The following is a 12,968-nucleotide window of genomic DNA, read 5'->3' as shown; positions in this document are numbered from 1 at the left end:
AAATTAATATAAAATAGATAAAAATGGAAAGAAAAAAGAATGAAAGAATAAAGAATAAAATAATAAAAAAAATAAAAGAAAAATAATAAAAGAATAAAAAAATAGTATTTTTAAACCTTTTTTATAAAATAGAAACTTTTAAAACCCCATCAACTTGAATGAATTCCTTTAAGAGTTCTCCAGGGATTGAATCTTCTGTAATGATTGTCAAAACAGGATTTGTATTCAATTGGGTATCTCCTGCATAAGCTTGACGAATATTTATGTTATGTTTGCTCATTATCCAAGCCACTTTAGCTAAAACACCTTCGCTTCTTTCGCCAGCTTCTATTTCTATAACGCCTAAATTCAAGTTCTTTGCAATGTTCTTCAATAAGGTCCCTGCAGGAATGATATTTGAAAATATATCATACAATTCCTTATCAGCAATAATAACATCCACAGTGGATTTAATTACCCTACGATCAACATTTGCAGCAACAGCCAAAGCGGAATCGCTTATCTTTAAATCACCGCAATATATCTTACCATCATCACTTATTCTTAAGCCCAGTTCAAACATCTTTGAAGCTACAGCCATTCTTGCAGGATATTTACTAAATTTCAAATTTAAACTTTCCCACATATTAACACCACAATATTAATATTCTCTAAAAATATATTGTACTTTTAAGTATATAAATGTATACCAATACATAAAAATGTACATTATAGCTTTTACATTATAGCCTTATAAATCTCACATAGAACCAACTAAAGACTATGAAAATTAAAAAAAATAGCAAAAATCATCCATAGAACTAACTAAAGAATGTAAAAATTAAAAAAAATAGCAAAATTAGAAAAGTAGGCTAGCTGGGATTCGAACCCAGGACCTCACGGTTATCAGCCGTGCGCGCTGACCAGGCTGTGCCACTAGCCTATAACAAATACAAGTATTATTAACTATATGTTAACTAATATATAAACCTTTTGATGAATAATATTTCAAAATAAAAAAAGAATTAAAAATATAAATCTGCTTTTAAAATTAAAAAATAATCTAAAAGTTTAAAAAATAAAATAATTAAGTTTAAAAAACTTAATTATCTCTGTTAAGCATCTCATTAAGAGAGTCAGCCATTACATGACCTTCAATAATGAGTTTAACTTTGTCAATTCCTTCTACTTTTAAAGCTTCAGCTTTAGCTTGTGCAGCAATACGGGTTACACTCATACAACCAGGGTTAGTAGGTTTAATTACTAATTCAGCAGTTGATCCTTCAATTGCAATAGATTGAACGATACCCATATCTACAATACTTACGCCCATGTGAGGGTCGTTTACAACAGAAACTGCATCTTTAACAGCAAGTGCTAATTCTTCAGACATATTATCTCCTCATATATTTTTTTTAGATAAATCTTAAATTAGTTAAAAGAATAAAATTTAAAAAATTTTATTTCCTAACAAAAAGTTAATAATATAACTATTGTTTTAATTATATTTATACTTATACTTAAATAATAAAAGTATGCGATAAATAAAATTCTAAAAAATTTTATAAAATTAAAAAAAATCAATGGAATTTGAATATTGAACAAAATAAAAATAAGAAAAATTAGAATAATAATTAATTTTTCTTTCTGTGTCTAATTTTTACTCCAATTCCATTTATGGATTCAACCATTTCCTTACCAGTCAAGACAGCTTTTCCAACTGCCACAACCTCATCATTTCTAACAACAACCACTTCATCTTTTGGAAGAATGGATGTATCTGCATTTACGATTCCAGGAGCAAACAATGAGTTGGTCTTTAAATCAAAATCAATTTCAACCACATGTATGCCAAGTTCAGCGAGCCTTCTGCCTCCTTCAAGGTTGAGGGTGTATAAGCCAACATCCCTATTGAGAAGAGCCAGTGTTTTTCCATTGGAATAAAGAGTTCTATGATATCTTCCTTTGGCAACGACATCATCAGTGATCATTGCTTCAGCTTCTGCTCCAAACTGGTATTTGGCAACAGATCTAAGCTCATTTAAAACTCTATCCCTATGTTTGGTCTTTGGATATTTCTTAAGTTCTTCCCTTAAGTTGAAAATGGATTGTGGAGAGGTAGGTCTTCCACTGTCACATACATAGGTGCAGTTATCCAAATACTCACGACAAACCTCTTCGTATCCTCCTTCAACATTTGCTATTACCGGTTTGTCTCCAACATAACTCTTAAGAAGCTCTCCAGCCAACCTTATCTCATCATCATTCCAATCACCTGAAACCGCTACATCATAGGATTGGATTGGGAAAGTGTTTTCCAATTCCCTTGGACATATTCCAAATGGGGAAGTTACGATCACTTCCTGATAACCTTTGGTAGCCCTTCTGAACTTTTGGTGAGACTGAGAGTTGGAGTATGGCTTTTTCATACTGCATGGAAGTGCAACGACAACATCTCCTAAAGGTTGCATCATTGCCATCCTCTGCCTCCATCTGACTACTTCCGGTCTGTATAATGACTCATCGCTTGAACAAATAACTTTCATTCTTTGCCTCGTATAAATTATAATTAAAATTAGTTAAAAAATCATCTTTAAAATTGATATCAATTAAATATTTAAATTTCTTTTATAAAATAGTTTTTATAATTTTATGTTTTGAAAGATTTGTAAGAAAATTCCCATTGCCAAAATTATTCAAATCTTAAAACAAGCTCTTCATGAATTTCCTTGATCTTTTCAATGGAAGGGTGTTTTTCACCTAATTTTCTTTTCCATTTTTCTATTGTAAACTCAATGTCCACTTCATCAGCACCATTGAAGAGATTGTCTGCATGGGAAACTATCTTTTCTTCCAAAGTTTGAGGAGTGTAATCCTTTATAGGCAATCCTAACTGCCTTGCATCATCTTTTGAGAGGCCTGTTCCGATATGCCTTTCAACGATATTGATTATCTCTTGGGAATACCCTCTTTCCTTAAGTATTTGGGCGCCGATAACTGCATGTTCAATTGAATTGGTTTTGGATCTACCTATATCATGCAACAATCCTCCAACCCTTACACACTCCATATCTACATCATCAAAATTAGAGGCAATTTCACATGCCTTTCTTGAAACCCCTTTGGAATGCTCGATTACCCATTCTGGGCAATTCAATTCCATCAACAATTTTATTTCCTCATCCATACAATCACAATAACTAAAAATTAAATAAGAAATAATCTACAATCTTAAATAAATTAAAAAAAAAGTATAAAATAGCTTGAAATTTTTTAAACACAAATTAAATAAAGATATCAAATATCAAATATTGGATATTAAATATCCGATTCAAATATTACCAATAGAAATTAAAAAAAAAATAGAAAGAAAATGAAAAAAACAATTACATTTCATTCATCATCTTTTCACGTTCTTTGTCTTCTTCCTCTAACATGTCCAATAATTCATCCCAGGACTCTAAAGATTCTTTAGCAGCTTGTTCGGATAATTTTTCAATAGCATATCCTGCATGAATCAAAACATAATCACCAATTTCTGCTTCTGGAAGAAGGTCCAATTTTGCATTTTGCCTTACTCCTCCAAAGTCTGCAGCACAAATATTGGATTCTCTATCAATCTCTACGATTTTAGCTGGTGCAGCAATACACATTAACAACAACTCCTTTTAGTTTATTTAATGAATAATCAGTTTAATGAATTAATCATTTTTTAAATATATTCCCGATTTCAATAGATCGCAATTTAAAAAATATTTAAATTCAAAATCACTTAATTGATATTTCTATTACTATTTCTATTATAGTTTTAACATTATATAAATATTTTTATTTTAACAAACTATTTCTTGAAATGAAAAAAAGTATTAAAAAAATACAATATTACCTAAAGTCAAGAAATGAATTTACAATCAAATCCAAGTGATGAAAAATAACAAAAAATCAAGAAAAACTAAATCTGAACATGAAAATTTTATTTATTAAAAATTTTTTGTTTTGATTAAAATAGTTTGAAGTATTACTAAAAAGTATATATATTATAACTTATATAAATTATTTTATCAATATAACTTTAATATAATTAAAATAAAATTAAATTGAATTTTGATTATTAGTTTTATCTATTATATTGATATTAATTTGGAGGAAATTATTTATGCATATTATGGAAGGATATTTACCATTAACATGGTGTATTGTATGGTTCATCATATCATTCATCATCGTTGCATATGGTATTTATCAAATCAAAAAAATCGTAGATGAAACCCCTGAATCCAAAGCTTTACTCGCTGTAAGTGGAGCATTCATGTTCATCTTATCATCTTTAAAATTACCATCTGTTACTGGAAGTTGTTCTCACCCTTGTGGTAACGGATTAGGTGCAGCATTATTCGGCCCTGCTGTAACTGCTGTACTCGCAACTATCGTACTTCTTTTCCAAGCTTTATTACTCGCACACGGTGGATTAACCACTTTAGGTGCAAACATCTTCTCAATGGGTATTGTAGGCCCATTCGTAGCTTGGATTGTATACAAAGGTTTAACCAAAGCTAATATCTCATCTACTATTGCAATCTTCTTTGCAGCATTCTTAGGTGACTTATTAACTTACGTAGCTACTTCATTCCAATTAGCTTTCGCATTCCCTGCTCCTAGTTTCGGATCAGCATTAACCAAGTTCTTAGTTATTTTCGCAGTAACTCAAGTACCATTAGCTATTGGTGAAGGTATCTTAACCGTAATTATATGGGACAGATTAAAAGCTTACAAACCAAAATTATTAGACAAATTAGGTGCATTAGCTCCTAATGAAGCATAAGGTGATTAATATGGAAAGATCTACTTTAATTATTTTAGCTGTTGTATGTATTATATTGTTCATTGCACCATTAGTCATGTTTAGTGGTCATGGTGAAGACGACGGATACTTTGGTGGAGCTGACGATGCAGCTGGTGAAGCTATCGAAGAAACTGGTTTTGAACCTTGGTTCTCTTCAATATGGGAACCACCAAGTGGTGAAATAGAAAGTTTATTATTCGCTCTTCAAGCAGCTATTGGAGCAATCATTATTGGTTACTTCTTCGGTTACTGGAGAGGACAAGGTAAAGAAGAATAATTCTTCTTTATCCATTTTTTCTTTTTTTTAAAGATTTTTATTAAACAAAATTTAAAATTTTTAAAATATTAAACGAATTTTTAGTGATTTTATGAAATTTGATATGGATTATATTGCTCACAATAATGAATTAACTGAAACAGACCCTTATTTTAAGTTGTTTTTAACAATAATCTTATTGATAGTTACTTTAGCATTGGATAATCTATATTTTGATGTATTTATTTTCATTTTATTCTCAATCATAATATTGGGAATAGCAAAAATCAGCTTACGATCTTATCTGAAATTCTTATCAATACCTATGGCATTTCTTATCATTACATGTATATTCTTAATATTCTTCTTTGGAAGTGGAGAAGTAATCTATGAAACAGGAATATTCGGCATTGTAGTTACTGATGACTCATGGCATTATGGTCTTTATACATTCTTTAGAGTTTTAGGATGTTTCCCATTATTAGGTTTTCTTGCACTCACAACACCAATTGCAAAGATTTTCCATTGTTTAGATACTTTGAAAGTCCCTAAGATTCTTACTGAAATCGGTCTTTTGATGTACAATACAATATTCATTTTCTTAAATGAAATCGATACAATGCAGAAAGCGCAAAAAACAAGAATGGGATATAATTCATATATGAATTCAATGAGATGTTTAGCAAGTCTTATAAGCAACATATTCTTAAGGTCATTAGATAAAAGTGAAACATTACAACATAGTTTAGATTCAAGAGGTTACAACGGCGAACTGCCGGTTTATGTACCACCAAAGGAGGAATAAAATGTTAGAAGTAAAAAATATCAAATATTCTTATAATAAGGATTACCAAGCGCTTAAAGGAGTTAGCTTAAAAGTAGAAAAAGGAGAAATGGTTGCGCTTTTAGGTAAAAACGGTGCTGGAAAATCTACTTTGTTCCTTCATTTGAATGGTATCTATGAACCTGATGAAGGACAAGTGTTCATTGATGGCGAAGAATTAAAATACGATAAGAAGTCTTTGCTTAAATTTAGACAAAAAGTTGGAATCGTGTTCCAAAACCCAGATGATCAGATATTTGCACCTACTGTAGAGGAAGACGTAGCATTCGGACCTTTAAACTTAAAGTTACCTATGGAAGAAGTTCAAAAAAGGGTTACTGAAAGTTTAGCTCGTGTAGGAATGAGCGGTTTTGAGAAAAAGGCACCTCACCATTTGAGTGGAGGTCAAAAGAAAAGAGTGGCTATTGCAGGAATTCTTGCAATGCAACCAGAAATCATGGTTTTGGATGAACCTACAGCAGGATTAGACCCTCAAGGTGTAAGAGGTTTAAGCAAATTATTAAGGGAACTTAATGAAGAAGGAATTACAATCATTATTTCAACCCACGAAGTTGACTTGGTTCCAAATTATGCAAAAAAGGTTTTCGTTTTGGTTGACGGTTTATTGATTGCAGAAGGAACTCCTAAAGAGATTTTTGCACAACCTGAAATTCTTGATCAAGCAAACTTAGAAGTACCTATCGTTACAGAGCTTTTCCAAAATCTCGAAAAAGAAGGATTTGACATGGAAAACGATTATCCTTTAACAATTGAAGAAGCTAAAGAGAAGTTCTTGGAATTATTGAACAAGAACTAATTCTTAAATCTAATTTTTTTTAAATCATAAAATTTTTCATACCTTACCATAGAAAAGTATTACTCCTGAAGGAAATTAATAATACTTTTACTATTTTTACATAAAAACTATTTCAGATAGAACAATTATTACTGATTTAGCTCGCTATTTTTAAAAACATATTAAAAAATTTTTATAATAAAATAAACATACTAAAATTAATTAACCAAATATTAATTAACTAAAAATTAATTAATCAACCAATATTGATTAATCAATTAATATTTATAGCTAATCAAACCAACTATTTTAAGAAAGATATCTAGGGATAATATGGAAGAAATAAAAAAAGTGAAAAACATAGTTATTGGAGCAGGACCTGCAGGAAGACTTGGATCATTCGAACTCGGTAAATTAGGTGAAGAAACCTTGCTTATTGAAAAAAAATACATTGCAGGAACCTGTCTTAACGAAGGATGCATGGTTGTCTGTGCACTTACTGACATCAGCCGTTTCATAAGAAGCTTCAAAAGATATAATGAAATCGGATTCATCGATGGAAACATAAGTTTTGATTACAAATCTGCATGTGACAACATCAAAAAGACCCAACTCATGCTCCGCAAGCTTAACCAAGAGGAAAATGAAAGCGTTAACAATAAGGTTATCTATGGTGAGGCAAGTGTGGAAATAAATGATGAGGATAAGATCATAGTTAAGGTAAAATTGGACAATGACAATGTGCTTCAAAGGGAAAATGTGAAAAATAAGGATTATGATGTATACGAAGCGGAAGATCTTTTGATAGCTACTGGTGCAAGGCCATTTATTCCAAATATCGATGGAGCAGAATATGCTTTGACAAGCAGTGATGTACTTTCCTTGAAGGAAGTTCCAAGCAAATTAAATATAGTTGGTGGAGGAATAATCGCTACAGAATTATCAAACCTATTCTCAAGTTTTGGAAGTGAAGTAAAGATAATTGCAAGAAGCGAAATCCTAAAGGACTTGGAGCCAGAAATCAAATCTTATGTAGTTAAAAAGCTCATCGATGAAGTGGATATCCATGAAAACACCAATGTATTGGAAATCACTGAAAACTCAATCATAACCGACAAGGGAGAGTTTGAAGGAAAGACATTGATAGCTACTGGAAGAGTTCCTAATTCAGAAATAGTGGCAGATATAGTGGACTTGAATGAAGACGGATCAATTAAGGTGAATGAGTTCTTCCAAACCTCAAATCCAAATATCTATGCTGCAGGAGATGTTACCGGAGGAATCACCCTAACTCCATATGCAAGAAAAGAAGGAATATCTGCTGCAAGAAACATGGCAGGATACTTGAATAAATTCGAGGACATAATAGTGCCACAATCATTGACCTTGGATTTGGATGTAAGCTTCACTCAAAAGGCTGAAAAAGCTGATGACGGAGAAAACGTTGAAGATGTAATCATTCCAGGTCTTGGAGGACCACACGCATTTTGGAGAATCTTAAGAGGAGAAACTGGACTTACTAAAATTTCATTGAATACAGAAACAGAAGAGATAGTAAGGGCAAGTCAAATATCTCCATCCTCAATTGATGATACTGCTTATCTTGCATTCCTTATGAATATGGGAATCACAAAAGAGGATTTCGATGACTTCCTGGAAGTCCATCCATCTACAGATGCTTATTATAAAATCTTAAAGATCATGTAAATGATTAAAAAAAAAATGAATAGCAAATAAACACTTAAATCTGAATAAATAAAATAGAAAAAATAAAAAAAATAATTAAATAAATAAAAAAACAATAAAAAAATAAAATTAAATTGATAAGATAAACCATCTTATCAATGCTTCTTTTTTAAAAAAATAGTTTAAAGAAAAATAAAAAAATTTAAAATCTTATTTTACCCAATTAACGAATACATCCTTACGTGGGTTTGGTTCGTTTGGCTCAACCTTTTTACCTAAAGCAACCCCATACAATGGAGTGTATCCTTCAGGTATGTGGAGCTTTTTCAAGTTTTCTTCAACACTGAAGTAAATAGCTACAAGACCTAACCAACAGGATCCAATGTCTAATCCTTCTGCTGCAAGAAGCATGTTTTCAATAGCTGCAGAACAGTCTGCTTGCATATTTGTTGCATCTGATTTAGCAGAAACGAATATTACTGTAGGAGCATTGTGCATTACATTTACACGAGATTCTGCGATTGTTTCAAGGAATTCATCACCAGAATTGGATAAGATGTTGAGAACAGAATCATTGATATCTGCAAGAGTTTCCTTGTTTTGAACTACTGTAAAATGCCATGGAGCTTCTCCTCTTGCAGTAGGAGCCAAAATAGCTGCTTCTAATATTTTTTCAATCTTTTCATCTTCAATTTGCTCATCCTTATAAGCTCTTACACTTCTACGATTTTTAATTACTTCAAAAACATCAGCCATAAAATCACCATAATTAACTTTTGAATAATCTATAATAATCTAAAAAATCTAAAAATCTAAAAATCTAAAAATCTAAAAATCTTAAATCTAAAAATCTTAAATCTAAAAATCTTAAATCTATAACTTTTAAATCTAATTTCTCAAGACAAACCTGATTAAATAAAAGAATTGATTTAATTTAATCTTCTTAAATCTGCAGGTTTTGTTCTGACATCCTTTTCAACTACTCTTTCTAGGTTAGGAGAATACGGATTATACAATAATCTTCTGAATCCAAGTGAAATTAATAAATTGTCAGTTACTTCCTGTTGACGTTCTCCTAGAATGATCTTTCTGAATAAGTCACCTAAGCCACCACCAGTTAGAACGTCCATAAACAAATCACCGAAAGTTGGATTATTTATGTGCAATTTATTAACAAGGAATCTGGACAAGTTATCTCTTCTAATATATGCAATCAATGCAGTGGTTACAATGAATAATATTAAGGTTCCTACAAATCCTCCAAGAATGTAATAGCCAATTCCTAATGCTATAGCGAAAGTGTGATTACCTACCTCCCCCATCATGATTTTTCCTGAGAAGTCTAAAGGAGCGTAAGCTATGCAAGTAACCAAGGTAAGCAATGGAACATAGTATGCAGGTATCTGCGCTACAGGTTGTACACCTATAATCAAAGTAGCAAGAATTGTGAAGAAAGACATGATAATTACAACACTTGCTGCAGATCCAGGTTGCATATCTGCAATATTCATTGGTTGAATCAATAAAGCAACTAAAATAGAAGAAATACCCATGAGAGGATAACCTAATCCTATAACGCATAACATGCCTATTCCTCTTGCAAGCTGTCCAATTTCAATAGGCAAATTAGCTATTCTTCTTCTGCCGATTATATCATCAACAAGAGCACATAAACCCATCACCAATACAAGATTATTATAACCTGCAGGCAAAAACAAACTGATTATGATAAATGGAATAATACCTATCGCACGAGGAGTTCCTCCACGTACAGGTTCGTATAGATTACCCATATATCCCCTTTTGCCTAAGAAACGGAATATGATGTTTAATGCTCCAGTTCCTAGAAATGATAATATAAATACTAACAATAATTCTAAAAACATAATAAAATCCTTTAATTTTTTGATAAATAATCTAATATAAATATTTTTATAATTTTTAATATATAATGTTTATTTAAAATAGAACGAATAATAAAGTCTAAAAATAGAAAATTAAATTAAGATTAAGAAATGGAATACCTTAAAGTGGCAGCTAAACCACCTAAACCTTCAAGCTGTTTCCCACCTTCATGCTGGCTGCTTATGACCAAAACTTCACCGGACATGTTTTCAACCATATCCATTGAGTCCTCCAAGTCTTCACTGCGAATTAGATTGTCCAAAACAAGCATCTTGTCAATAGCTCCAAGATTGATTGCATTCTTAACTTCCTTTTTACCATAAACAACCAAATTAGAGGATTTTGCAATTTCCTGAAGGATTTCATTGACAGCGGAAATCTCAAATGCGACCCTATTTTCTGTAGCCAACTTTTCCACAGTTCCCTTTTTAAGAACTTCATTGATTCCTACACGGCCACCGGAACCTGTAGATTCCAAAATGGTCTTTTTAGCCAAATCTGCATGCTTTGATTCCAAATATTTATAGAAATCATTCTTAAAGAATCCTGGACCTGCCAAAACTATGGTCTGAATATTGTCAAATTTAAGAATGTAATCCACAATCTTCTGATAGAACTTTTCAATGTTTTTAGCTCTGTTCTTATCAATGATTCTCTTTCCGGAAACATTGCCCATAACAGGACCGTAATATTCTATGCCGAATTGCCTCATCAAACCGAAGTCTGCAACATCATCTTCCAAGACTACAATTATGGCAGAGAGTTTCTTTGATGCCTCAATGGCCTGATTGATTCTCTTCAAAGCATAAGCAGACCAATGCTCCTTGAATATCTTTATTGGAGTGTTCAACTTGGCTTCAATTGTATGATGTGATCCAAGAGGAATCAAGTCTTCAGGTCCTTTGATGATGGAACCTATTATTCTAAGCTTTCCTGTAAATATGTGAAAACTTACATCCTCCACTGATACGCCTAAAGTGAATGTTCTCTTCACTCCCCTATCACTTCTTAACTTATCTCCAGTATTGTCTTGAATCCTTCTTGTTGTTTTGGAATAGACAGTATCCCCTTCAGCGATTATATGGGATAAGTGCCATAAATCATCCAATGTTTCTGGAAGAAGTTCAATAACCCCTTTCTTTCTATCTTGATAAGTTATTTTCATAAATAAGCCTCAATAAACAATGATTCGAACAGTTATTTCAAATAAACGAGCAAATAATAAATTCTTAAAAAATCCAATCATAAAATGCATATATAAACAAAAATTATAAAAAATTAAAATTATATAATTACTATAGAACAATATAAATTATGATTATCGATAATATATAAAATTAAGTAATTTTTTAAAACCATATCTAGGTAATAATATGAAAATTGGAATTATTGGTGGAACACGAGGTTTGGGAAGAACCATAGCATGGTATTTGAAGGATTTTGACTTTGATGTTACAGTAACCGGAAGAGATGCCATCGTAGGGAAACAAGTAAGTGAAGATCTTGGAATAAAATATTCCGATGACAATAAGAAGATTGTTCAAAACAGTGACATCGTAATTGTTTCTGTCCCTATTTCAAGTACTGAATCTGTTATAGAGGAATTGGCCCCTTTCATGAAGGAAGGGTCATTGATGATTGATGTTACTTCCGTGAAGGAAGGGCCAAGCAAAAAAATGCATGAATGCTTGAATGAAGGGGTTGAATTTATTCCAACTCACCCTGTATTCGGTCCAAGAACCACTGATTTGAGAGGACAGATTATCGTCCTTACACCAATTGAAAAAGGAGAATGGTATCCTAAAGTCTACAAGTTCCTTGAAGACAAAGGCATGAGAATTGTTGAAACAACTGCAGCCCACCATGATGACATGATGGGAATTGTGCAGGTCTTGACTCACTTTTCATATATTTCCACCGCTTCAGCTATTGAAAAGCTTAAGGTGGACATCAAGGACACTGAAAACTATGAAAGTCCAATCTACAATTTGATGATAGATACAATAGCTAGGATCGTATCCCAAAATCCATATCTTACCTATTCCATTCAACATGAAAACAAGCGTGGAGAAAAAATCAGACAAGCCCTATTTGATTCAATGAGTGAATTGAAGGATGCATTGACAAGGGAAGATGAAGAGGAATTTGTTGAAATTGCACTTAAGGCAACCAAACATATGGGAGACATTCAAGCGGCATTAGGTAGAAGTGACAAGGCAATAAATGCCCTTACAAAAGAATACAATGAACTCATTCAATCCATTGGAAGCGAAGTTGGATTGAAACATATCTATTCAGATACAATCCATATCGGAACACTCAAGGAAATCGATGTTGACTTCCTATATCTTGAAGATGACAACGGCAAAGTCAAAAAACTTAAGATATCCAATGTGAGAAAATTGAATGATGATGAATTCTACCAATGGAAGCTTAACAATCAAAAAATGCACACAAGGGACATAAGCGCGATTTTCAATAGAAAATCAAATCCTCATGTTATAAAGGATACCCTAAAAAAATTCGAGAATATTGTTGATGTGATAATAATTGATATCTATAAGGGAGAACCAATAAAGGAAAATGAAATTAGCTATACCTTTAAAATCATATCCTTGACTGAAGAGGCAATTGAAGACTGCATTGACACATTAATAGGATTTGGTGGAGTTACAAGATA

At 32.0% G+C, this 12,968-nt stretch carries 14 protein-coding genes and 1 tRNA gene; 6 read left to right on the top strand and 9 right to left on the bottom strand.

The features are described from left to right. Positions 1 to 121: 121 nt before the first annotated feature. The 6 genes from ACKI67_RS06885 to ACKI67_RS06860 all read right to left on the bottom strand — a co-directional run bounded on the left by ACKI67_RS06885 (position 122) and on the right by ACKI67_RS06860 (position 3,632). A complete protein-coding gene (locus tag ACKI67_RS06885) occupies positions 122 to 625 on the bottom strand; it encodes an amino acid-binding protein (RefSeq protein ID WP_407462723.1) in 504 nt (167 codons plus the stop codon). Between the two features lie 222 nt (positions 626 to 847). After that, positions 848 to 922: transfer RNA gene (locus tag ACKI67_RS06880), tRNA-Ile, on the bottom strand. Between the two features lie 159 nt (positions 923 to 1,081). Further along, entirely contained in the window at positions 1,082 to 1,372 is a 291-nt protein-coding gene (locus ACKI67_RS06875; RefSeq protein WP_407462722.1) for an iron-sulfur cluster assembly protein, read from the bottom strand. 241 nt (positions 1,373 to 1,613) lie between these two features. Further along, positions 1,614 to 2,525: a DUF5591 domain-containing protein gene (locus ACKI67_RS06870; RefSeq protein ID WP_407462721.1), complete on the bottom strand. Its 912-nt coding sequence runs from the start codon at positions 2,523 to 2,525 to the stop codon at positions 1,614 to 1,616. Positions 2,526 to 2,671: 146 nt separating this feature from the next. Further along, entirely contained in the window at positions 2,672 to 3,166 is a 495-nt protein-coding gene (locus ACKI67_RS06865; RefSeq protein WP_407462720.1) for a TIGR00295 family protein, read from the bottom strand. Between the two features lie 199 nt (positions 3,167 to 3,365). Beyond that, positions 3,366 to 3,632, bottom strand: a complete 267-nt coding sequence (locus tag ACKI67_RS06860) for a HypC/HybG/HupF family hydrogenase formation chaperone (protein ID WP_407462718.1) — start codon at positions 3,630 to 3,632, stop codon at positions 3,366 to 3,368. A gap of 503 nt (positions 3,633 to 4,135) precedes the next feature. Here ACKI67_RS06860 and cbiM point away from each other — a divergent pair. From cbiM to ACKI67_RS06835, 5 genes are all read left to right on the top strand, one after another. Next, positions 4,136 to 4,801, top strand: coding sequence for a cobalt ECF transporter S component CbiM (cbiM, locus tag ACKI67_RS06855; RefSeq protein WP_407462717.1), 666 nt, complete (start codon positions 4,136 to 4,138; stop codon positions 4,799 to 4,801). 10 nt (positions 4,802 to 4,811) lie between these two features. After that, entirely contained in the window at positions 4,812 to 5,099 is a 288-nt protein-coding gene (locus tag ACKI67_RS06850) for an energy-coupling factor ABC transporter substrate-binding protein (protein ID WP_304088284.1), read from the top strand. A gap of 91 nt (positions 5,100 to 5,190) precedes the next feature. Continuing rightward, positions 5,191 to 5,883, top strand: a complete 693-nt coding sequence (gene cbiQ / locus ACKI67_RS06845; protein WP_407462716.1) for a cobalt ECF transporter T component CbiQ — start codon at positions 5,191 to 5,193, stop codon at positions 5,881 to 5,883. 1 nt (position 5,884) lies between these two features. After that, entirely contained in the window at positions 5,885 to 6,718 is an 834-nt protein-coding gene (locus ACKI67_RS06840; RefSeq protein ID WP_407462715.1) for an ATP-binding cassette domain-containing protein, read from the top strand. Between the two features lie 312 nt (positions 6,719 to 7,030). Next, a complete protein-coding gene (locus ACKI67_RS06835; protein ID WP_407462714.1) occupies positions 7,031 to 8,404 on the top strand; it encodes an FAD-dependent oxidoreductase in 1,374 nt (457 codons plus the stop codon). A gap of 189 nt (positions 8,405 to 8,593) precedes the next feature. Here the strand turns inward: ACKI67_RS06835 and ACKI67_RS06830 are convergent, their stop codons facing one another. The 3 genes from ACKI67_RS06830 to ACKI67_RS06820 all read right to left on the bottom strand — a co-directional run bounded on the left by ACKI67_RS06830 (position 8,594) and on the right by ACKI67_RS06820 (position 11,453). Then, entirely contained in the window at positions 8,594 to 9,139 is a 546-nt protein-coding gene (locus ACKI67_RS06830) for a nitroreductase family protein (protein WP_407462713.1), read from the bottom strand. Between the two features lie 173 nt (positions 9,140 to 9,312). Beyond that, positions 9,313 to 10,269 (bottom strand): cell wall biosynthesis protein, encoded by a 957-nt coding sequence (locus tag ACKI67_RS06825; RefSeq protein WP_407462712.1) that lies wholly within the window; start codon positions 10,267 to 10,269, stop codon positions 9,313 to 9,315. Positions 10,270 to 10,391: 122 nt separating this feature from the next. Next, complete coding sequence (locus ACKI67_RS06820) at positions 10,392 to 11,453, bottom strand: mRNA surveillance protein pelota (RefSeq protein ID WP_407462710.1); 1,062 nt, start codon at positions 11,451 to 11,453, stop codon at positions 10,392 to 10,394. Between the two features lie 208 nt (positions 11,454 to 11,661). Here ACKI67_RS06820 and ACKI67_RS06815 point away from each other — a divergent pair. Then, the coding region (locus ACKI67_RS06815; RefSeq protein WP_407462709.1) for a prephenate dehydrogenase at positions 11,662 to 12,968 on the top strand (1,307 nt) is incomplete at its 3' end.

The sequence above is a fragment of the Methanobrevibacter sp. genome (genome assembly GCF_045577275.1).
In the GTDB taxonomy this organism is placed as follows: Archaea; Methanobacteriota; Methanobacteria; order Methanobacteriales; family Methanobacteriaceae; genus Methanobrevibacter.
Note: the sequence above shows the minus strand (reverse complement) of the source record. Positions and strands in the feature narration are given on the sequence as shown.

Coding starts and splice junctions, on each gene's coding strand:
- ACKI67_RS06885 (WP_407462723.1), bottom strand. CDS start 625: ATGTGGGAAAGTTTAAATTTGAAATTTAGTAAATATCCTGCAAGAATG.
- ACKI67_RS06875 (WP_407462722.1), bottom strand. CDS start 1,372: ATGTCTGAAGAATTAGCACTTGCTGTTAAAGATGCAGTTTCTGTTGTA.
- ACKI67_RS06870 (WP_407462721.1), bottom strand. CDS start 2,525: ATGAAAGTTATTTGTTCAAGCGATGAGTCATTATACAGACCGGAAGTA.
- ACKI67_RS06865 (WP_407462720.1), bottom strand. CDS start 3,166: ATGGATGAGGAAATAAAATTGTTGATGGAATTGAATTGCCCAGAATGG.
- ACKI67_RS06860 (WP_407462718.1), bottom strand. CDS start 3,632: ATGTGTATTGCTGCACCAGCTAAAATCGTAGAGATTGATAGAGAATCC.
- cbiM (WP_407462717.1), top strand. CDS start 4,136: ATGCATATTATGGAAGGATATTTACCATTAACATGGTGTATTGTATGG.
- ACKI67_RS06850 (WP_304088284.1), top strand. CDS start 4,812: ATGGAAAGATCTACTTTAATTATTTTAGCTGTTGTATGTATTATATTG.
- cbiQ (WP_407462716.1), top strand. CDS start 5,191: ATGAAATTTGATATGGATTATATTGCTCACAATAATGAATTAACTGAA.
- ACKI67_RS06840 (WP_407462715.1), top strand. CDS start 5,885: ATGTTAGAAGTAAAAAATATCAAATATTCTTATAATAAGGATTACCAA.
- ACKI67_RS06835 (WP_407462714.1), top strand. CDS start 7,031: ATGGAAGAAATAAAAAAAGTGAAAAACATAGTTATTGGAGCAGGACCT.
- ACKI67_RS06830 (WP_407462713.1), bottom strand. CDS start 9,139: ATGGCTGATGTTTTTGAAGTAATTAAAAATCGTAGAAGTGTAAGAGCT.
- ACKI67_RS06825 (WP_407462712.1), bottom strand. CDS start 10,269: ATGTTTTTAGAATTATTGTTAGTATTTATATTATCATTTCTAGGAACT.
- ACKI67_RS06820 (WP_407462710.1), bottom strand. CDS start 11,453: ATGAAAATAACTTATCAAGATAGAAAGAAAGGGGTTATTGAACTTCTT.